Below are 19,945 nucleotides of genomic sequence, written 5' to 3'. Positions count from 1 at the left end.
TTGCGGGAGGGGGCGAAATGACACCCTACGCGTTTGACTGCCGCAAAGATGGCTACTCCGAAAAGTGAAATTGAAGCCTGTCTAAGGGTGGCGTCAGAAGACAAGCATCATGGCAACCCGACGAAGCGGGTCCAGCCCTTGGGTCTTTTCCGCTGCGAGAATTGCGCCAAGCCGTTCAGGACATGCATCGCCTTCAATAGCATGGAACCCGATCGACGTGTAAAACGGCGCATTGAAGGGCGCCAGGCGATCGGTCGTAAGAGTTGAACCTCTGAGTTTCTTTGTGCGGCCTTCATTCAGCATAACATTCATTATTTGCCTTCCAAGGCCCTTTCGCTGCCAGCTTGGATGCACGTCCACTTCGCCGATATGCAGCCAGTTTTCCGCTATATACCCTCCGCCATAGCCAACCGGAATGGCCGCCTCATCGAATGCGGCGTATAGGAAGTCGGCATCGAGATATTGTTGCAATTCTTCGTCACTACTGGCTGTCGCTTTCCCAGTAACAGCACCGGCTGCGAGCAAGGTCTCAAACGAAGATAATTCTATCGCGCGCAACGCCGAAAAGTGATCTTGGTTGGCTTTTCCGATACGGATATTCACATCGACCTCATCTATTTGTAACTTTTAATAATATCGCCAACGGTGTTTTTTTACTGATGCCTAGATCGTATGCGACCCAGCGGTAGCTGCGGCCCTCAGCAATTAAGCCATAAGCCCTGTCGGATTTGGGGCGTTCTCCGGTTTGACAACCGAGCGCTTTACCCATCACCTTTGCAACGGCTAGCCCGGACTTGACCCCTTGACTGATGAGGTCACGTTCGTACTCGGCGATTCCAGAGAGAACCGTCGCAAGCATGCGGCCATGTGGCGAAGACAGATCTAACGCCATTCCGTTCATGGCTATCACCCACACTTTCCACCCTTCAACTCGCGAAGAGTGTTAAGCAGGTCGACCGTGGAGCGGCCCCAGCGCGGAAGTTCGGTAACAAGCACCGCGTCAATCTGCCGAGCTTGCGCCAGTGCCATAACCTTGCGGCGCTCGGCACGGTCGAGCTTAGTGCCGGAACCGGTCTCCTTGAATACCGCGGCCAACTCATAATCTGCGAGGTCGGCGAACGCAGTCAAGTCGCGCTCTTGGCGCTCGCATGACTGGTCGGCGGTCGAAACACGGCAATAAAGTGCGGCGCGCTGTCCCAATTGAACCCTCGTGATGCCGGAAGGCCTTCATTTTTAAGGGGCAATTGTTGTCCAAAACAGACTATACTTCAACAGGGGCAATCCTGCATGCCAAGACGACAAATTCTGACTGACCGGCAACGTTCTACCCTTCTGGACCTGCCAACAGATGAGGCTTCTCTGCTTAGATTCTACACATTGGCTGACGATGATCTGGAACACATTCATCACCGCCGCCGCCCCGAGAACGGGTTCGGCTTTACTCTCCAGCTTTGTGCTCTGCGTTTCCTTGGCGCGCAGCTTGGGCTGCCTGAAGAAGCGTTGCTTGATTATGCGACACGTCGGCAGACGCGCTGTCAGCACTCGGTAGAACTGCAATAGATTTACGGATTCCGCCCATTCGAAGAAAATGTCCGCTGTGCATAACTGTCAATGCGGTCGCGCCAGGACCAACGAAAACGGAACTCTTCGCAAACTCGACCTGTCGCTGGTAAAGCGGAGAAGACCATAATAGCTACAATTCCGATGCGACGGCTGGGAACAACGGATGAAGTTGCAGCCGCGATCCGCTACTTTCTTTCCCGCGATGCCAGCTTCGTGGCTGGACAGATTCTGTCAGTCGATGGCGGTGGGAGCCTAGGTGGACGACGAAGTGTCTATTGATAAGGCATTACCGCCCATCTATGGAGTGGCATAGGATAGTGCAACGCATCGGTCGCGATTGATCCTAACGATAAAGTTCGATGGTTGTCCAATGTCGCCATCAGCTGCCCATTGCAAAGCAGCCGCAAGCCGGGCGGCACCGAGTGGCGATCGAGACAGCGGATGCCGCCCTTCTGAACAGTCGTGTCACCGAGGCCCAATCCTGCGATTCAATTTTATGCAGAAACCGGTTTCGCGATGAACGGACGATTCAAAATCCACGTGAGCAAGCCCGTCATTATTTGCCGTGTGACCCGGCTTGGCCGACCGCATTCGCTTAGATCAGGGATGAAGTCGTTACGGCCCGCCGTCCACCGCCCAGAACAGAATCAGATTTCGGCCTTCTTCGGAGTCGTTGCTGATTAGATGAGCATTGCTCTGGTACCGGTGCGAGTGAGGCAGCTCGTAGATCAGACCGAATTCGGGCTCAACAGCGCCATTTCCGTCGAACAACGCGAGATAGCGATCATGATGTCGGGGTTTGGCCAGATGAATAAATGGCGGTTCGGTTGCTATAAGGTCTTCCAGCTTTGCGACGAGATTCTCCGGCAAATCGGCGCGTACCCCGAAGATATTGCCCTCCGCGCATCCGCCCAGCCAGAAACGTGGTCCGGGCGAACAGTCTGGATCGTTTTCTCGTTCTATCCGCCCGTCCGATTTCCTAGCTGAAGCTCCATAGGTCAGCCAGTTTCGCCTTTGTGCCCGTTCTAAATATTTTCCGGTTCTCGCATGTCTCCGCTAAATAGGCGACGTCCGCATTTTCGTTGCTTGTCGCGAAGGGGAGTGGTTGACATCATGATGTCATGATGTCATGATGTCGCTATGAGCAGTGAATATGACCGCAGCCCACTATATGCAAAACTCGAAGCGGCCCTGACCTCCGACATTTTAACTGGAGTCCTTCCTTTAGGGGCCCAGCTCCCGCCCGAAGATCGCTTGATCGAGCGTTTCAACGTCAGCCGTACGACGGTGCGCAAGGCGATTGAAAACCTTGTGGCACGCGGTCTGGTCGAAATCCGGCGCGGCAAGGGCACCTTCGTTGCGCCACCCAAGATCACCCAGGAGTTGACCGAGCTGACCGGCTTTGTCGAGGACATGCAGGCGCTCGGCCGCAGCCCGACCGCCAAGCTGCTCGATAAACGGCTTGTGCCTGCCGATGCGGACGTTGCCCGGCAACTGGCCGTGCCACCTGGCAGCCTCGTCATGCGGATACAACGCGTCCGATTGGCCGATGGCGTCACTATGTCCTTTGATGAGACGTATTTACCCCGCGAAATTGGAGAGAAGGTCATCACGCATGATCTGGACGCCGAGCCGATCTTCTCACTATTAGAAGATAAATACGCCTTGCCGCTCACAGAGGCGGAGTATCGGCTTGAAGCCGTCACCGCCACACCAGATGTAGCGCATGCCCTTGCCGTCGATTGCGACAGTGCGGTCTTCCTGATCGAGCGCACGTCCTACACCGAGGGGCATCGGCCCATCGACTACGAAAGGCTCCACTATCGCGGTGACCTGATCAGATTCGTAACTCGCTTGGCCCGACGTCCGCGCGAACGTTCGTAACGCGGAGGCCGGCAATGGAAACCTTATGGCTGTTTGTGGCCGCTTTCGGCGCAAGTGCCCTCGGCGGGGTGCTTGGCATGGCAAGCGGCATCTTCATCGTGCCGATCCTCACGCTGCTTTTCGCCGTTGACATCCATGTCGCGATTGGCGCGAGCATCATTTCGGTAATCGCCTGCTCCTGCGGCAGCGCGGCACTGTTCCTGAAAGGTCGCCTGACCAACATCAGGCTTGCCATTGTCCTTGAGACAGCCACCACGCTCGGCGCGCTGACTGGGGTGTTTCTCATAGGCATCGTCTCGACGTCGGTTCTGTTTGGCCTGTTCGCGGCCATCCTCGTGCTTTCGGCGAAGCAGATGCTGGCTCGGCGGCGCGAGGTGATCGACGCGAGCGCTCCGAACGCAAGGAGCTGGGCTACGGTCCTGCGCCTGCACTCCAGCTTTCCCGACTATGTGTCGGGACAGGAGGTACCCTATCAGGTCGGTCGCGTCCCGCTCGGCCTTGTGCTGATGTACGGGGCGGGCCTGATCTCTGCGCTGTTAGGAATCGGCTCCGGCGTCCTGAAAATTCCGGCGATGGACACCGCCTTGCGGCTCCCCATCAAGGTCTCCTCCGCCACGTCGAACTTCATGATCGGAGTGACAGCGGCCGCCAGCGCGGGTGCCTATTTCGTGAGGGGAGATATCGACATTAGCATTGCCGGTCCCATCGCACTTGGCTCGGTCGGCGGTGCGCTCGTCAGTGCACGCCTGCTGATGCGGCTTCCCGCTGACAAGTTGCGCATTTTCTTCGTGATCATTCTCACTTTGTTGGCGGTTCAGATGCTTCTGAGCGCCTTCGGTATCCATATTCTCGGAGGTTCAGCATGAAGCCGACAGTAGACAATTTTGAGCGTTGCGACCAAATAATCGCGGGGCTGCTCTGGTACGGAACTTGGTTTGCGTCCGCGCTGATTGCTGCCGGCTTGCTCTTAACGTTTATCCCGCCGTTTCCGGTTGGGCTCGCCCTTCCGCTGAGCGGGTACGACGCGGTGAAAGCTGGCGTTGCGGTGTTCATCCTCCTGCCGGTTGCCCGGGTTGCACTGATGCTGACCATCTTTATGCGCGAACGCGACTACGCCTACACCGCTATTGCGGCACTTGTACTGGCAATCATCGCGACCGGTATTCTCGTTGAGGTATGAGCATCTACGACAGCTTGGGATTCCGCAGCGGCGCTCCCGAGTCCGACCGCCTCATCGATGTTGCCCATCGGGCAAATCTGTACGCGTCGCCGCACGCATAGCAGGCGCTGAGGTTAGGTTCCGGGATGATCGGTGTGAAGGGCAGGATCCATCGCGAGGGGGAAGTGGTGCACATTGTAGCGCACGAACTGACCAAATTGGCCAGCGTCGCCGAGCGGGGGGCGACACACCACCCGGCGGCTGTGAATCCGATGAAGCATCGGTGGGGCCGGAGCCGCGCGGTGGGAGAAGGGCAGCGATCTTGGGGCTCACCCGCAGCGACCGTGACCGGCGTATTCGTTCTCGGAGAGATTCCAACATTCACCCAATTTTTGGCCATCGACCATGGTTGCGGGCATGGCCCTTCCTGCATTAGAACGGTCATGAATTGTCGCATAAATTCTACAGACTGTGTGGAAACTCGTAATCGGCGCTGGCTAGGGGCGAATCTTCGGCCAATCCGTCCAGCTCTACACAAAGAGGTGCTGGGACTCGTCAGCCGCCCCACATTTCGCCACTTCATGATTTTTGCGCGGGCGCGGGGTTTTCACTGGCCGCAATCATAACTTCTCACGCCGTCAATGCGGAAATCATCCCCGGAACGGGGACAACGTTGATATTGTAGGCTAGCGCCGTCAGATTGAATTCGCCGCGGACATTCTCCAGTCTTCGCATCAGGAGCGCGCCCCGTTTCATCCATTGTTTTATCGTGCCGAACGGATGCTCGACTCTCTCCCGGCGTCGGGGGCCGGAACAAGAGCAGTTATAATTCGCTCATGAGAGGGTATGATTTATAACTGCTCATGTGCCGACCCATTTAAGAGGTTGCGCGAAAAGTCTATGCCAATGAGGTCTCACAACCAGATAGCTAGTCTTCACGGAAGGCCCTGTTGAGGCTGTCGGTAATCGGCGAAACGAGGTAGTCAATTGCCCGACGCTCTTTGTGAACGATAATGATTTCGGCAGGCATCCCAGGATAAAGCCTCGCCGTCGGATTGGCAGTCATCGCTTCAGGTGTAATCTCGGCTCGCGCCACGAAATAAGCGGTATCTGTCTTTTCATCGAGCGATTGATCGGCAGCTATATAGGTCAGTCTGCCATCAAGTGGAGGCATTGAACGCTGGTTATAAGCGGTCAGACGGATCTGCGCGCTCGCGCCTACCGAGATACTGTCGATATCCCGTGGGCTTATCTTCATCTCAACGACCATCGGTTCGTTTTCAGGCACGATATCCATGATGGGTTCGCCCGGTGCCACAACGCCGCCTGGGGTACGAAGCCGGATATTGGCGACAAAGCCTTGCTGTGGAGAGCGAACTTCGACACGGCGCATGACGTCCTTGGCTGCAACGATCCTCTCTTGCACGTCCGAAAGCTCAACCTGACTTGAGGTGATTTCGCCTGCTATTTCTGACTGCAGGTCGCTCTCGATGCCAGTCAGTGCAAATTCCGCACCGGCTTTTGCCTGTCCGGCTTTTGCCTTGTCGCCAGCATATTCGCCGCGATCACCTGCAAGCTGGCTCAAGCGCGTGTCGATTTCGGTGAGCTTCGACTTCTGAGCGAAACCTTTTTCGACAAGGCTCGCGATTGCCCGCCGCTGTTCACTGATAAGCTCGATCTGGCGATCGGTGGCTGTAATCTGCGAGGTCGAGGCTTTCTCCTGTTCGGTATATTGTTCAATGGTTTTCTGCTGAATGTCGATTCTGCTCAGCTTCTGAGCAAGGCGCTTTTGAAAGAAGATATTCTCGGCACGAATTGCGTTTTCCGCATTTTCCCCGCCCTCGGAAAACTTGTCCGGAAAGGTGATTTCCCTGGCACCTGACTGTTCAGCACGAAGACGTGCAAGCTTGGCAATTAATCCGATGCGACGGCTTTCAAGCGATTGTAGTTCTGAGCGTGCTTTGGTTGCATCAAGCCTGAGAAGTGGCTGGTTAACGGTGACGATATCGCCTTCCTGCACCAGCAGTCGATCAAGAATTCCGCCCTCGAGATGACTGATGGTCTTTCGCTTGGAATCAACAATGACGGTGCCAAGCGCTACTGCAGCACTGCCCAGATTTGCTGAATATGCCCAGGCGAAGAAGCCACCAAACGCAACGCCTATCGTGGCAAGACCTGCGATGATGAGACCCCGCAGAGGCGATTTGGAGTCTTCCTGTTCAATGTCATGCGCCCATTCAGGCTTTACGGAGCCAAATCGGGTGAGCGACTTGTGATCGGATGATTCTGCACGTGGCGCGAGCAGACTGGAAATACGACGCGGAATAACGGACTTGCCTATCATGCGCTTGCCGCTCCCATTTGAGGGCCATTGCTGGCCGGTGTGAGTGAGGAAACCACATCCGTTCTTGGACCGAACTGCGTGATACGCCCATTGTCGAGCACCAGAAGCTTGTCTGCCACCTGCATGATAGACGGGCGATGTGCAATCATGATGACGATAGCGCCATCGTCGCGCGCATGTTCAATGGCGCGCATCAACGCGCGTTCACCGACCGCATCGAGATTGGAATTCGGCTCATCGAGAACGATCAGTCGGGGGCGATTGTAAAGGCAGCGTGCTAGTCCGATGCGCTGACGTTGTCCGCCGGAGAGTGTCAACCGGCCATCGCCAACCGGGGTGTCATAACCGAGCGGCATGCGCCCGATCATTTCATGCACATCGGCAAGGCGCGCTGCTTCAAGAACCCGTTGCGGATCGCTGTCGCCCATGCGTGCGATATTGTCTTTGATCGTTCCGTCCAGCAGAGAAACCGATTGCGGAAGATAGCCCGCAATCTCACCAAACGAGCCGCGTTCCCAGAGATAGACGTTGTTGCCATCCAGAAAGACGCCGCCTGACGTTGGTTTGACGATGCCAATCAACAGTCGTGCTAAGGTGGATTTGCCTGCGGCAGAAGGCCCAACGATCCCCAGAACCTCGCCGGGTGAAATGGCGAAGGAAATCCCCTTGATGATCGGGACATCGACGCCGGGGGCCGCATAAATCAGCTTGTCGATAACCAGATCACCATTGGGGCGAGGAGTCGGCATGGTCTGGCGAACAGCGAGATTTTCAGAAAGCAGCGATTGAACCCGTTTCCAGCTCGCGATCGCACTCACCCACTGGCGCCAGTTTTCGACGATGCGGTCGAAAGGCATCAGCAAACGCCCGATGATAATGCTGGTCGCGATCATCGCGCCCGGTGTGATTTCCTGCTGCATGGCGAGCAGTGTGCCAGCGCCCAGCGAGCCGATCTGCACGATGAAACGTGCGGTGCGTGCGATGGACGACATGGCGCGTGCGCGTGTTCCACCGAGATCAAGCACTTCCAGCGCCTGCACCTGCATCGTGCGCCAGCGTCTCGCCAGTGCGGGGAGCATACCCATGGCTTCGATTGCTTCTGCATGACGAAGGCTGCTGCCAATTTTGGCAATGGATTCGACATTCGCCTGATTGGCTTCCTGAATGAGATTGCGGGTCAGAAGATCGGTCAGTACGCCGCAAGCGACCAGAATGATCACTGCAACAAGGCCGATCAGACCGAGCAGTGGATGCAGCATGAACAGCACGCCAAGGAAGATTGGCGACCAGGCAGCGTCGAGCGGCGCGTTAATCGCAGGCGAGGTCAGAAAGCTGCGCAGTTCCGTCAGATCGCGCAGTGTCTGGGTGGCTTTTGGCAGTCCCTGATTGACCGAAGCCTGAACGGCTGCCGTGAGAACTGCGAGGTTTAGCCGGCGAACAAGTGCGCTGCCCATAGCCTGGAACGACAGGGCCCGGATGTACTCCAGCACACCAAACACCAGCATGGCGCCGACCGCCAGAATCGTCAGCATGGTCAGTGTGTCCATGCTTCGGCTGTTCAGCACCCTATCATGAACCTGCAACATATAGAGGGGCACAGTGAGTTGTAGCAAATTGATACAGGCACTCAAAAGCACTGCATAAAGAAGACCTGACAGGAAAACGCGCCGGGCCTTGAAAATAAGGCTTTTGGACGTAGTTACAGAATCGTCTGGCCTTTTTTTATCCGCCGGGCTCTTGCCAATTGGATTGTTTTCGCGAGTATCATTCATACGCGATCTGCCTTGTAATGGTCACAGGTGGCGGATATCCCTAAAAAGTGTGGTCTAGTTCTCAAGATCAGTAAAGTAATACTGCAGAGAATGTGACAGAAAAAAGTTTTTGCGGCGGGGAAATGCGAAAGGAGCCAAATAAATATAACTGCAAATTTCTTCAAAATTTGAAGTAAAATTGAAAAATGGAGAGCAAGAGATGCAAAAACTTCTGCACGAGGGAGTGGAAGTCGAAACATCAGTTGATGGATTTACTTCCGTTGACTTTCCTGAAGTTACCGCCGAAAAACAGGAACGCAGACATCCGGTCCATACTGTCGTAATTACGCATTTCGAACTGGCGCGGATGATAGAGCGAGTGAACCGCCGCTTTGTAAGCCTTCTGAAAACGGAGCTTACCAAGTTGGGCGTGGAAGATATCGGGCCTGCTCAGACATTGGTTCTGATGGCTATTGGTGATGTCGAGCTCACTGTGGGTGAACTACTGGATCGTGGGCATTATGTTGGATCCAACATTTCCTATTATCTTAAACAACTTACGGACGGCGGATATGTCGATCGCGTTGCCTCTCAGAGGGACAAACGATCGGCCCGAATTCGCCTGACAGACAAGGGTGAACGGCTGTGCACAAGCTTGCGAAATGCGAGCAGAACTTACAGCCATGTACTGGCCCGTGATGACGACGATCTTCGAAATCTTGAGATCGCTTACCAGACCTTGCACAGGCTTGAGCTCGTGTGGGGCAATGCTGCTCGTTATGGCATCTGATGCATAACGGCAGGTTTTTGGCCGATAACCGGACACTTTTTGTGACATGCGTATAGCTTTTGTGCACAGACGCGGTTTTGGTCAGTTTGCTGCGTTAGCCGAGCATCTGGCTACCAGCGGGCATGATGTCAGCCTGATTTGCGAGACAGTGGACCGTCGCCTCCCAGCGGTCCGTGTCATCCGCCACCGAGTAGAATCTGCTCCTCGCACCAAGGGTGTGATGGCCAGATATCTGGAGGTGCCCGATCATCACACCAGGATCGGGCATCGGGTGGCTGAAACATTTGAGTCCATGGCACGCCATGGTCAGGCACCTGACATCGTAATCGGTCACATAGGTTGGGGCAGTATGATGTTCGTCAAAGACGTACTGCCCACAACGCCCGCGCTGGGCTATTGCGAGTTTTTCTATCGCGCTCACGGTGCCGATGTAGGTTTTGCACCAGACGACAAGCCGGATGCCGAAATGCGCAAGCGTCTTCGTCTTCGCAATATGGCTCAGCTGGTGACGCTTGATGGCATGGACGGTGGCTTCAGCCCGACACACTGGCAGAAGAGCCTTTATCCAAAAGCCGTTCAAAACCGAATTGCCGTTGTGCATGAAGGCGTCGATACAAAGCTATTTTATCCTGACAAGCATGCCTCAATCCTGTTGCCAGACGGGCGGACGTTGAAGGCAGGGTCTTCACGCGTCATCACCTTTGTCGCTCGCGATCTCGAACCCTACAGAGGATTCCCGCAAGCGCTTGAAGCTGCGGCAAAGGTTATCCGGCAAAATGATGATGCAATCTTTGTTTTCGTTGGTGGTGATGGCGTAAGCTATGGAACACCACCGCCCGGAGGTGGCTCATGGCGGGAACATCTGCTGAGCAAGATGGATTTGCCACCTGATCGCTCCGATCGCATTGTGTTTCCCGGCACAGTTTCCCATGCGCAATTGCGCAAGCTCTACCAGATATCCACCGCACATATTTATCTCACATATCCGTTTGTTCTGTCATGGTCGTTGGTGGAAGCCATGGCCTGTGGAGCACTCATTATCGGCTCGGACACGCCGCCAGTGCGCGAAGTCATCAGGTCGGGCCAGAACGGTCTGCTTGTTCCTTTCTACGATACTGATGTGCTGGCACAAACCATTCTCAATGTCCTCAGAGATCCTGATGCTTGTCTTCAGATGCGCGCAGCGGCGCGCCGAACGGTCGAAAAACGCTTTCGGTTGTCGGAATGTTTACAGCAGCAAAAAACCTTGATCGATGCAGTATTAAACGGCAGATAATTAGTATGTGGCGACAATCGGGCATTCAAGACCTAATAATATAATATAAAAGCCCGTATTTCTGCGTGTTTATCGCATATATCCAATATACAATCAGATTGTTTCAAATTTTGAATTAAAACAGCTCAAAATATTCGTAATATTATCATATAGGCTTCGTTATATTACTGTTGACAATACATGGTCTGTATTTTCTGATTGCGCATAGAGGCCGAACCTCCCAAGTTGGCTCTTACACAATGGATGACTATGTTGAGCACACCACTTCCTGCGATCTCGGCGCGGAAAGCCCGCCGTTATGCCATTGCTTCGATGCGTGATCGTGAAGCGCTGGAATCGACTGCTCTTGGCGCATTGACTAGTTTTGTCGAAAACGATGGCAAGCCTCTGCGGATGGCGAACACGTTTCCCCTTGTTGCTGTCGCGGCCTCCGAAGAAGGTGCGAAAGAACTGAATTCCGTTCTGCAGCAGCTCTATCGGATGCGCACCATTCCCGAGGTACCTGTGGTGCGGATTGATGAGGGATCGCCTGAAAGCATTCCTCTGCTGGTTTCGCAACTGCTTGAAAGTAGCCTTGATCGCCTGGTCAGTCATGTCAGCAAAGTTCATACCGAACTTGCCATGTTGCGGCGTGAGCGCGAAACCATGTTCGAGAATTACCGGGCCATCGAAGATGCATTCCACGCACGCAACTGGGACTCTTCGACAGAGCTTTTCTCTCATGCGCCTTTGGTTGATCCGAAGGATGAAGGCTTTGCCAAGTTGCTGCGCGAATCGGAAATTGAGCAGCTGTTCCCGGTTTCGAGCTATGCGGTTTCTGGCTTTGCACTGCATTTCCGCGATCTGCCCGCCAATCGCAACGGTCAGCTGATCGTAACACTCGACTATCTCGAAAATGGCGAAGGCATCGCTGAATGGCTCGTACCTTACGCCACGCTGCATTCGGAATGGAATTTCTTCTCGCTGCCAAAGGCTTGCGATGGTAGTCACCGTACCTTGCGCCTGCGCATTTCGGCGACAGGCGGTGTGCCACCAGAACTCTCGTTGGGCAATGTGATTGCCAATGAACGCTATGCGGCACGTGCCCGCATCCCGCATGGCGATCTTGATATGCGTCCGCTGGCACTTCGTATTTTTACGGGGCTTCCGGGCGTTCGGCCTGCATCGTTGCCCAACGCCATCGTGCCGACTTCGCTCATTAATGGTCGCAAGGTCGATGATTATCGCATGCCCATTGAGCTGTTGCGCAATGTGGCCAATGTGTCTGTTACCCCGCTCACACCAGATTTTCCGACTGTGCGGTTTCTGGAGCACGAAGATGCCATCGGTTGCCATCCGCTCGAGGAAGGTATTACCGCAGCAGCGATCCGCAGGGTTGTCGCTCCCGGAACAGTACGCATTTCCGCACGTGCGGTCATTGATCATCCGGAAGGCCAGCCCTGTGTGGCCGGGCTATTGCTGGTCAACCTTGCTTCCGACGTGAAAGAAGAAATCGACGCGATTTCCAACCTTGATCGCCGTCGCCAGCAGGTTTTGTTCAGCGGTTGGTCGGAAGTGGCACCCAATCGTCCGATTGATATCAACTTCATGCTTGAAGAGCCGATTGATCGAACGATGGATTTAATCGTGCTGAGTAAGGCTGCAGGAGATTCTGTCGATTTCTCCTGGCTGAAACTCTTCAATTTCCGCCTCGTGAAACATGTTGAAGCGCGCGCCGTGCAGACAATAGTCAAAGAGGTTGCGAATGTACGATAGATCCAAGGATTTGATCGTCGTCGCAATGCCGCTCTACGGCCACGCGGCGCTGGCACTTGAGGCGCTGGAAACTCTGCTGGCATCGGAAACGGTATTCCGTACGCAGATCGTAGTTTCGGTGGATGGTGACCCACGCCGCGAGGTTTTTGATAGCCTCGCGCTTTATGCAGCAGCGCATCCGAATATCCATGTCATTTTCGGCGAGAATGCGGGACCCGGTGGCGCACGCAATCGCGCTGTCGAATACATTTTGGAAGAAATGCCGGACGTCAAAGCGGTCTATTTCGTGGATGCCGACAATCGGGTTCATCCGCACACGATCGACACGCTCTACCGCAAACTTTTATCGAGCGGCGCTGGTTGGGTTTACACAAACATCGACACGTTCTCCGTCAACTGGCGCGCCCATTATGGTGACAGTTACTCACGGCTGATCCACTGCATTACCGACAATATCTGCGATACCGGATCGATGATCTCGGCCGAGGTTTTCAGAAGCGGTGTACGTTTTGATGATGATAGGCAAAACGGATTTGAGGATTGGGAATTCTGGCTTTCAGCGATTGAAGCGGGTTTTGTCGGCGCGCCATGCCACGATACCGGGTTTGAATATCGACTGCGTGCTGAGAGCCGTTTCAAGGAAGCCAATCGCGACCGTTCAGGATCAATCAACTTCCTGCGCAAACGGCACAAAGCTTTGTTTCGCCGCCCGACACTTGTGGGTTTTGAGCACGAGGAATGCCCGCGTTATGGCGTGATCCGCGCAGGCGAGGGGACTGTCAGTCTTTTCACTGATTTGAGCCTCGGAACGAAAGATCTCAAGTTTGACGATGCAATTCGCGCCTTCTGGGGCAGTGTGTCCGAGCCGGACAATTTTCACTTCCCGCCGTTTCTGGCCTCGTCGAACACGGAGACGCTGAAGCTTCTGGCGCGCTCAAGGCTGCTGCCAAATATTTTATCACGATTGGAGACGTTGGCCGAGCAGGCCAATATCGTTTTTGTGGAACTCACCAATGTCGAGGACGAGCGGCGGATTGATACTGAGATCATGCCGTCGGGTGCGCGGCAGGCACCTGCCGATCTGATCTTTGTTTCAACGCGGCTCATGCGTGAGATTATCGAAAACGATGCTTTGAGCTGGTTTGCCTCGCTTGGTACGCAGCAATTGTGGCCGACATCCGCGCGCATGAAAGTACGGTTCCCGTTTCCAAGGGTGCGTCAGCGCCGCGCTTTGTCACGGCCTGAGCAGTCGATGCTCAATCTGGTGACGTCGATTGCCACAAGTCCGCTCAAACAAAGTGCGGCGATGCGCTGGACATGGCGCCCACGTCGTCTGCCAGCCCTTTCTGAAATGTATCAGGTGCTGCGCGATGAGCTTGGCGGCGGGCCGGTGCTGCCGCTTGCCCATAACAGTGCAAAGAAAAAGACAGCGGCCGTTCTGGTTCCCAATGCCTCTTTCGGGGGTGCTGAGAAAGTCGCTTATGCTGCTGGACGCGAGTTGAAAAACCAGGGTTTTGAGACCCATCTTTTCGTTCTCGGCAATGAACGCATGGATGTGCTGGACGAATTTGATCAGGCATTCGACTATCTTCATTTCTGGAAAGATGGCATTCCGGCATGGGGCGATACCAATCGCTTCCTAGGGCAGGATTTTATCACCGACGAACATCCGCTTGATTGGGGTATTCTGCGCGGTCAGCTTTCAGGCTTTGATCTTGTGGTGAACAACCACGTCATGGCAGCGCACCCGCTTATGGGTAAGTTGCGTTCTGAAGGCACGCGCACTGCGTGTTATCTCCATGTGGTTGACGAGACGGTTTTCCGCCGTCAGGCAGGACAGCCCTATGCGGCAATTGCCTTTGAACATGCCTATGACGCTTTTCTCACCTGTTCGGACCAGCTCAAAATCTATCTGCACAGCTTTGGTGTTCCGTTCGAGAAAGTGTTCTCGGTCCCCAATGGTGCGAGTTTCTCCATCGATGCGAAGCTGCGCGCGCAAGTCACATCGGCGCGTAAGGAAGAGCGCAAAGGCCAACCAATACGCATGCTCTATATGGGGCGCCTTGATCGCCAGAAAGGCATCGATCGCCTGCATGATGCGATTATAAAGCTTAAAGAACAGGGCATCCTGTTCGAGGCTCAGGCGATCGGAGGTGAAATTCTCTCTGACGATCCAAGTGCTTCATGGATGACACGTCTCAAAGATGCAGGCGTGAAGGTTTCACCTCCGGTTTTCGACGGCAGAGACATCGCAAATCATCTCGCATGGGCTGACGTTCTTTTGATGCCGTCGCGCTGGGAAGGCGCGCCTTTGATGATCGCCGAAGCGCAGCAACTTGGCTGTGTGCCGGTAGCCACTGCGGTTGGTGCGGTTGATGAGCTTATCAATCATGGTCGCGACGGTATTCTCATACGCAATGGCAATGATGCGCAGATCGTTGCTGATATGACCCGCATCCTCACAATCCTTGCGCAGGATCGTGAGGCACTGAAGCGGACTGCGGAGGGTGCACTCGCTTCGGCAGCACACCGCACATGGTCATCCGCATTTTCCGAGTTCACGGACTGGGCCAATGAAATCAGCCCGGTCTATCCGCAATCCCGGCCCTCCCAGCCGGAAACACCCAATGATGCACGCTCTGTCACCATCCTCCCAGGTCGCGCAGTCGCTTAAGTGCATTTTATTGAAATTCAGAAAGGCCGCCTCATGAGCAAGAGCCCACGTATTCTTGTCACTGGTATTCCAAGCTATCTGACGCGTTTTATCCAGCGCGCCGACAAGGCACAGATTTACTATTCCGAAAAGCAGCCGATTTCAGAGCCAAAGGAAAAGTTTATTCAGGAGCTGAAAAACATCAGCAATACCGGAAATTATCTGATCGGTGAGGGTGCAATGACAGCCCTTCTGCCATCGGCCAAGCATGTCCCCTTCTGGCATCTGTATAATTGCGTCAACAACGGCACTGGCATGGAGGAGATCAACAAGGAGTACGATATCTGCGTCTTCACCTGCGCCAATCTCTTGCGTAAGGGCCTGTCAGCAGATGCGGAAGCGCTTGTTTTGTCCAAGCTCGATATGCCGGTTGTGATGCTCGGCATCGGCATCCAGAACCGACCTGACATCGAAGCAGATGACGGCTTGCCAGAAGGCACAAAAAAGCTTCTGGAAGTGCTGAAAACCCGCGAACATTATTTCCTCACACGTGGGGAAGATGCAGCCGGATATTTACGTGATCAGGGCTTCTCCTATGTCCGACCCGTTGGCTGTCCGTCGCTCTATTTCCGTCCCGACAATATGCGCAAGGCTATTCATCGTCTGCCGGACGTCAAGGTTGGCGAGGGACGCACTGTTTTCACCGGCTATATGGGTGCGGAGCTTGAAACCATTGGCGATATGAATGCGCTGAGTTCCGATGACGGGCGTTCAGCCTATGTCATTCAGGACGAGCTGCTGCACTTCGACATGCAGATCGAAGAGGATGCAAACGGCCGCGCTTATGATTCCACAACCGGCGAGCTCGTTGGTCCGCTCACTTACAAGGGATCGGGTGATCTCAAGAAGAAGCTCAGCATTCATGCTTTCCTTGATACCAATCAATGGCGTGCGTGGTGTTCAACGATGGACTTCTCGTTTGGCCGTCGTTTCCATGGGAACATCATCTCCATGCAGGCAGGTGTGCCAAGCCTGATGGTCGCCGTCGATGATCGTATGCGCGAGATGCTGAATTTCTCAGGCCTTCCGAAAATTGATGCGCGTGATCTCAACGCTGCCAATGATCGCCGCGCCTTCGTCAGCGATCATATCGCGGCAATCAACATTCCTGACGTGATCGAGAAATATTCCGCACGCGAACGCAATTTCCGAAGCGTGCTTTCAGAGATTGGCGTTGGATAACTCCCATATCCGACAGTCATTTTATAACTCCAGCGAAGATGGATCACCATGCGCATAATGATCACCGGCATTCCGTCCTATTTGATGCGGACAGTCGAAAGCGTTTCAGGGGCGAGTGTCAAACACCGCCCATATTTCGAGCCCATTCGCAGCAAGAAAGATGTGATCGATCAGGTTAAGAAAATCGCCAATACCGGCAATTATCTCATTGGTGAAGGTGCCGCAAATGCCGTGCGCGGTCATGATGTGACCTATGTGCCGTTCTGGCATCTGGCCAATAGTCTCAATTCGCCTGATACGTATGCGAAGCTCAATGAAAGCTTCGATCTCTGCTTGTTTGCTTCGGCAAATCTGCTGCGTCCCGGCTATGCGGCAACGACTGAATCCTTCGTCTTCGAAAAGCTGAACATGCCGATTGTGGTCATGGGAATTGGTATCCAGAAGAAGGAAAATCTGAAAGCCGAGCTGCCCGAAGGCACGCGCCGGTTCCTCGAAATTCTGCGCCGCAAGGAAAGCTTCTTCCTTACGCGTGGTCATTTCACGGCTGAGTTCCTCAAGGATGCGGGCATGAAATATGTTCGGTCGACGGGCTGTCCATCGCTTTACTATGCACCCGATCAGATGAAGCTCTCGTTGAGCCGCCTTGCCGATCCAAGCCTTGCAGACGCGCAGAAAATCTCGTTTGGCGGATATCTCGGAAGCGTTGCAGATACGATTGTGGACGCGCACGCGCTGCTCGAAAAAGACAGTGTTGCAAGCTATGTCATTCAGGACGAAGTCATTGTCTACAATATGAACATGGCGGGCGAAGACCATTCAGAAGCCTATGATCAGGCTGCGAGCCGCATCACGGCACCTGTCGATTACAAGCATATGGAAAAATGGCAGCGCAAGAATGAGCTGCTGGTGTTTTTTGACACGCATAAATGGCGTAGCTGGATTTCCAGTCAGGATTTTGGCCTGAGCCGCCGCTTCCATGGCACGATTATCGGCATGCAGTCGGGTATTCCGGGGCTGATGATCGCTGTCGATGACCGTATGCGCGAAATGCTGAGCTTTGTCGGCTTTCCACATATTGATGCAAGCGTCTGGAACCGTGAGCCGCAGAAGAAGGCCTATCTGCGCGACTTCCTTTCCAAGATCGATGTGCCTGCTGCCATCAATCGCTATTCGGAATGTGAAGCCAATTTCAACGGCGCTCTCAAGGATATAGGCATCCGATGATGAAGACTCGCAAGAGCATCGGGGGTGGGATGGTGGCAGCGGTTGCGCTTTTAGGCGGCATGTTGCTAACGGCCCTACCTCAGAGCGCTCTTGCCGATACGCGCTTTGGCGTCAACCGGGTCAATATGGCCTGGCTCAAACCGGCAGAGCGCGAACAGATATTCGATCAAATGGTCAAAAACGGCGTGGTGTCAGTTCGGCTGTCGCTCACGCGACCGATTGATCAGAGCATTGATGCTGTGCGTCTTGCGCATGAAAAAGGTCTCGCCATCCTGCTCGAAATCTCGCTCAACAACGCGGATTTTTATCCCGAAGGAACCAAACCCCGTTCTGGTCGCGGGCGTATATGGGACATGTATCGGCTTTCCGACATATCGCCCGAGCGCTTTCAGCAGGCAATAGGTGATGCCTTGCAGAAGGTCGATGCGCTGGGCGTGCCGCTGGTCGGGGTTGAACCCGGTAATGAGATTAACTGGGGCGCTTATAACGGCGATCTCGCCATTCTGCCCAAGGAAAAGATGAAGACTGCACGCTCTTTAAGCGAGATGGAAGAGCTTCCGCTGGTTGAAAAAGGTACCGAGAAATACGTCGAACTTTTGCGTATTGTGCGCGGGGAGCTGGCAACAACCAAACACAGTGCCAATGCAAAGGTCATATCGGCGGGTCTTTCGGATATCCCCTTTCTCGATGCCGACCGACGCGGAATAGACAGCGTCGATCCAGCCGTCTTTACCGATCTTCTCAAGAAATATGGTCTAGACAATGCCGCCGACGGCTATGGTATTCATATCTATCCTGGCAGCAGCGGCACGCGCGCGGCGCGCGCAAAACATATAGGCAACGCGCTTTCTTTCTGTGGCGGAGCGGATGGCAAGCCATGCTGGATTACGGAATGGGGCTTTGCAAACACGTCCAAAGCTTGTCCGGCCAATGACAATAATCGCGAACAACTGGTCGAGAAGGCGCGCGACCGTTTCCGGCAGATGATGGATAGCGGCCAGATTGCTGCGGCTTATTATTTTGATTGGGATGCAAGCGCTTACGGTGTGTGGCGTTGCGGATCGCTAACGCCTGCCGGGAAAGCCGCAACCCGAGCTGCAACGGGGACAAAATGAAACTCAAGACTGTAATTATCGGCGGTTCCAATACCGTCATGCTGCCCGGTTATCTGCCGACACTTTTATCGACGATGGCGCGACGCGGCGTGGAGCTTGATATCGTCGCTGACCTCGCGGTGGGTGGTACAACAAGCGCGCTCGGCCTTTATCAGCTCAAGCAGTTCGAACAGCTCGAAGACTGTGAGCTGCTGCTGATCGAATATGCCATCAATGACGCCTTCGTTTATGGTGATGAGCGGCGCCCGTTCCGCCATTGGGCACGGTTCTATGAAGGAATTATCCGCTACGCTCTCGAGCGTAATCCGAACTTGCGGATTGCGACGCTCGTGTTTGGTGCACGCAACGGTTCGTTCCTGAATTCTGTTCCTTCGATTGACGCTGGCATCAATTACATCTCGCAATGGTACGGCACGATCTCAGCGGATGTCTCGCGAATGTTGATGCAGCAATATGGCCGCGATGTCGTGAGCAATCCGGCTTTCTATCTTGATCAGGGACATTATGCCCGACCAGTTTCGACGACGATTGTTGCGAACCTGATTGCCGATGTTCTCGAACCGGCTTTGTCTGTTCCGCATCGTCCCAAGGCGTTGCCATTCGCCATTGATCCGGACAACTTTGCTAATGCGCGCGCGCTGAGTGGCGAACAGCTTTGCAAACGGCTGGGGCGCGTGCCGATCCAATACAGCAATCGCCGGTTTTCAATTTCAGCGCTTGACCTTGGTTCAGACAGGATGCGGTTTGAGGTTGATAACGGGCAATTGCTTGCGCTTGGCTATGTCTGCGATCCGCGCATTCCACCGTTGGATGTGACGATGGGCGAGGATGTCCATCGCGCCGCCATGATGAAGGGAGGCGTACGCGATGGAACCTATAAATTCCTCGTTTCGATGCTGAGTTTCGAGTTTCTTTATGGAGCGAAACTTCTGGAAGCACGCGGGAATGTGTCACTTGTCATGTCTGGTGCTGAAGATGGAACCGAGTACAAGCTGCATGTTCCCAAAGACAGCATCCATCATGAAGCGCTGCCTGCGGAACCGGTTCTGCCTATCACCGGCATTCTCTTTTCAGGCAATCTCAAAACCATGACGCTCGAGAGAAAGGCCCCTGCGATACCAATCATCGCAGAAGCCGCCCAGTAACCTAGAGCGCATCCCGAAAAATATGAAACGGTTCTCGGAATAAG

The 19,945-nt window shown here is 54.3% G+C and carries 16 protein-coding genes and 3 pseudogenes; 13 read left to right on the top strand and 6 right to left on the bottom strand.

Annotated features, from left to right (window positions below):
- Positions 1 to 93: 93 nt before the first annotated feature.
- Together QBD00_RS10250 and QBD00_RS23610 are read right to left on the bottom strand one after the other, a co-directional pair.
- On the bottom strand, positions 94 to 603 hold the full coding sequence (locus QBD00_RS10250; protein WP_318579370.1) for a GNAT family N-acetyltransferase: 510 nt from the start codon (positions 601 to 603) through the stop codon (positions 94 to 96).
- Between the two features lie 7 nt (positions 604 to 610).
- A pseudogene (locus QBD00_RS23610) lies at positions 611 to 1,128 on the bottom strand (recombinase family protein).
- Positions 1,129 to 1,287: 159 nt separating this feature from the next.
- On the opposite strand from QBD00_RS23610, the pseudogene QBD00_RS10235 reads away from it, so the two are divergent.
- A pseudogene (locus QBD00_RS10235) lies at positions 1,288 to 1,557 on the top strand (DUF4158 domain-containing protein); the annotation flags it as partial.
- Between the two features lie 54 nt (positions 1,558 to 1,611).
- Positions 1,612 to 1,842: an SDR family oxidoreductase gene (locus tag QBD00_RS23605; protein WP_412535010.1), complete on the top strand. Its 231-nt coding sequence runs from the start codon at positions 1,612 to 1,614 to the stop codon at positions 1,840 to 1,842.
- A gap of 336 nt (positions 1,843 to 2,178) precedes the next feature.
- On the opposite strand, the gene QBD00_RS10230 is transcribed toward QBD00_RS23605, so the two are convergent.
- Entirely contained in the window at positions 2,179 to 2,433 is a 255-nt protein-coding gene (locus tag QBD00_RS10230) for a hypothetical protein (protein WP_151093180.1), read from the bottom strand.
- A 270-nt stretch (positions 2,434 to 2,703) separates the two neighbouring features.
- Between QBD00_RS10230 and QBD00_RS10225 the strand changes: the two genes are divergently transcribed.
- The 3 genes from QBD00_RS10225 to QBD00_RS10215 are packed head-to-tail and all read left to right on the top strand — an operon-like array spanning position 2,704 to position 4,627.
- Complete coding sequence (locus QBD00_RS10225; RefSeq protein ID WP_191792899.1) at positions 2,704 to 3,447, top strand: GntR family transcriptional regulator; 744 nt, start codon at positions 2,704 to 2,706, stop codon at positions 3,445 to 3,447.
- Between the two features lie 14 nt (positions 3,448 to 3,461).
- Complete coding sequence (locus QBD00_RS10220) at positions 3,462 to 4,313, top strand: sulfite exporter TauE/SafE family protein (protein WP_191792900.1); 852 nt, start codon at positions 3,462 to 3,464, stop codon at positions 4,311 to 4,313.
- Complete coding sequence (locus QBD00_RS10215) at positions 4,310 to 4,627, top strand: DUF1634 domain-containing protein (protein WP_151093174.1); 318 nt, start codon at positions 4,310 to 4,312, stop codon at positions 4,625 to 4,627. Before QBD00_RS10220 ends, QBD00_RS10215 begins: the two co-directional genes overlap by 4 nt.
- Positions 4,628 to 5,236: 609 nt before the next feature.
- On the opposite strand, the pseudogene QBD00_RS10210 reads toward QBD00_RS10215, so the two are convergent.
- The 3 genes and pseudogenes from QBD00_RS10210 to QBD00_RS10200 all read right to left on the bottom strand — a co-directional run.
- Positions 5,237 to 5,407: pseudogene (locus tag QBD00_RS10210) on the bottom strand (transposase); the annotation flags it as partial.
- 127 nt (positions 5,408 to 5,534) lie between these two features.
- Complete coding sequence (locus tag QBD00_RS10205; protein WP_151093172.1) at positions 5,535 to 6,950, bottom strand: HlyD family type I secretion periplasmic adaptor subunit; 1,416 nt, start codon at positions 6,948 to 6,950, stop codon at positions 5,535 to 5,537.
- Positions 6,947 to 8,722: a type I secretion system permease/ATPase gene (locus QBD00_RS10200; RefSeq protein WP_191792901.1), complete on the bottom strand. Its 1,776-nt coding sequence runs from the start codon at positions 8,720 to 8,722 to the stop codon at positions 6,947 to 6,949. The genes QBD00_RS10205 and QBD00_RS10200 overlap by 4 nt, the downstream gene beginning before the upstream one ends.
- 199 nt (positions 8,723 to 8,921) lie before the next feature.
- On the opposite strand from QBD00_RS10200, the gene QBD00_RS10195 reads away from it, so the two are divergent.
- The 8 genes from QBD00_RS10195 (at position 8,922) to QBD00_RS10160 (ending at position 19,901) form a co-directional block, all read left to right on the top strand.
- A complete protein-coding gene (locus tag QBD00_RS10195; protein ID WP_100557449.1) occupies positions 8,922 to 9,491 on the top strand; it encodes a MarR family transcriptional regulator in 570 nt (189 codons plus the stop codon).
- Between the two features lie 46 nt (positions 9,492 to 9,537).
- The gene (locus QBD00_RS10190; protein ID WP_264232559.1) at positions 9,538 to 10,767 is read left to right on the top strand and encodes a glycosyltransferase family 4 protein; all 1,230 of its coding nucleotides are present in this window, start codon (positions 9,538 to 9,540) and stop codon (positions 10,765 to 10,767) included.
- A gap of 249 nt (positions 10,768 to 11,016) precedes the next feature.
- The gene (locus QBD00_RS10185) at positions 11,017 to 12,522 is read left to right on the top strand and encodes a DUF6212 domain-containing protein (RefSeq protein ID WP_191792903.1); all 1,506 of its coding nucleotides are present in this window, start codon (positions 11,017 to 11,019) and stop codon (positions 12,520 to 12,522) included.
- Positions 12,512 to 15,196, top strand: coding sequence for a glycosyltransferase (locus QBD00_RS10180; protein ID WP_318579369.1), 2,685 nt, complete (start codon positions 12,512 to 12,514; stop codon positions 15,194 to 15,196). The genes QBD00_RS10185 and QBD00_RS10180 overlap by 11 nt, the downstream gene beginning before the upstream one ends.
- Before the next feature lie 33 nt (positions 15,197 to 15,229).
- Positions 15,230 to 16,417, top strand: a complete 1,188-nt coding sequence (locus tag QBD00_RS10175; RefSeq protein ID WP_191792905.1) for a polysaccharide pyruvyl transferase family protein — start codon at positions 15,230 to 15,232, stop codon at positions 16,415 to 16,417.
- A gap of 48 nt (positions 16,418 to 16,465) precedes the next feature.
- Positions 16,466 to 17,641 (top strand): polysaccharide pyruvyl transferase family protein, encoded by a 1,176-nt coding sequence (locus QBD00_RS10170; protein WP_318579368.1) that lies wholly within the window; start codon positions 16,466 to 16,468, stop codon positions 17,639 to 17,641.
- Positions 17,638 to 18,756, top strand: coding sequence for a glycoside hydrolase (locus QBD00_RS10165; RefSeq protein ID WP_318579367.1), 1,119 nt, complete (start codon positions 17,638 to 17,640; stop codon positions 18,754 to 18,756). The genes QBD00_RS10170 and QBD00_RS10165 overlap by 4 nt, the downstream gene beginning before the upstream one ends.
- Entirely contained in the window at positions 18,753 to 19,901 is a 1,149-nt protein-coding gene (locus QBD00_RS10160) for an SGNH/GDSL hydrolase family protein (protein WP_191792908.1), read from the top strand. Before QBD00_RS10165 ends, QBD00_RS10160 begins: the two co-directional genes overlap by 4 nt.
- Positions 19,902 to 19,945 lie beyond the last annotated feature (44 nt).

This window comes from Ochrobactrum sp. AN78, assembly GCF_029909885.1.
Lineage (GTDB): Bacteria > Pseudomonadota > Alphaproteobacteria > Rhizobiales > Rhizobiaceae > Brucella > Brucella quorumnocens.
Note: the sequence above shows the minus strand (reverse complement) of the source record. Positions and strands in the feature narration are given on the sequence as shown.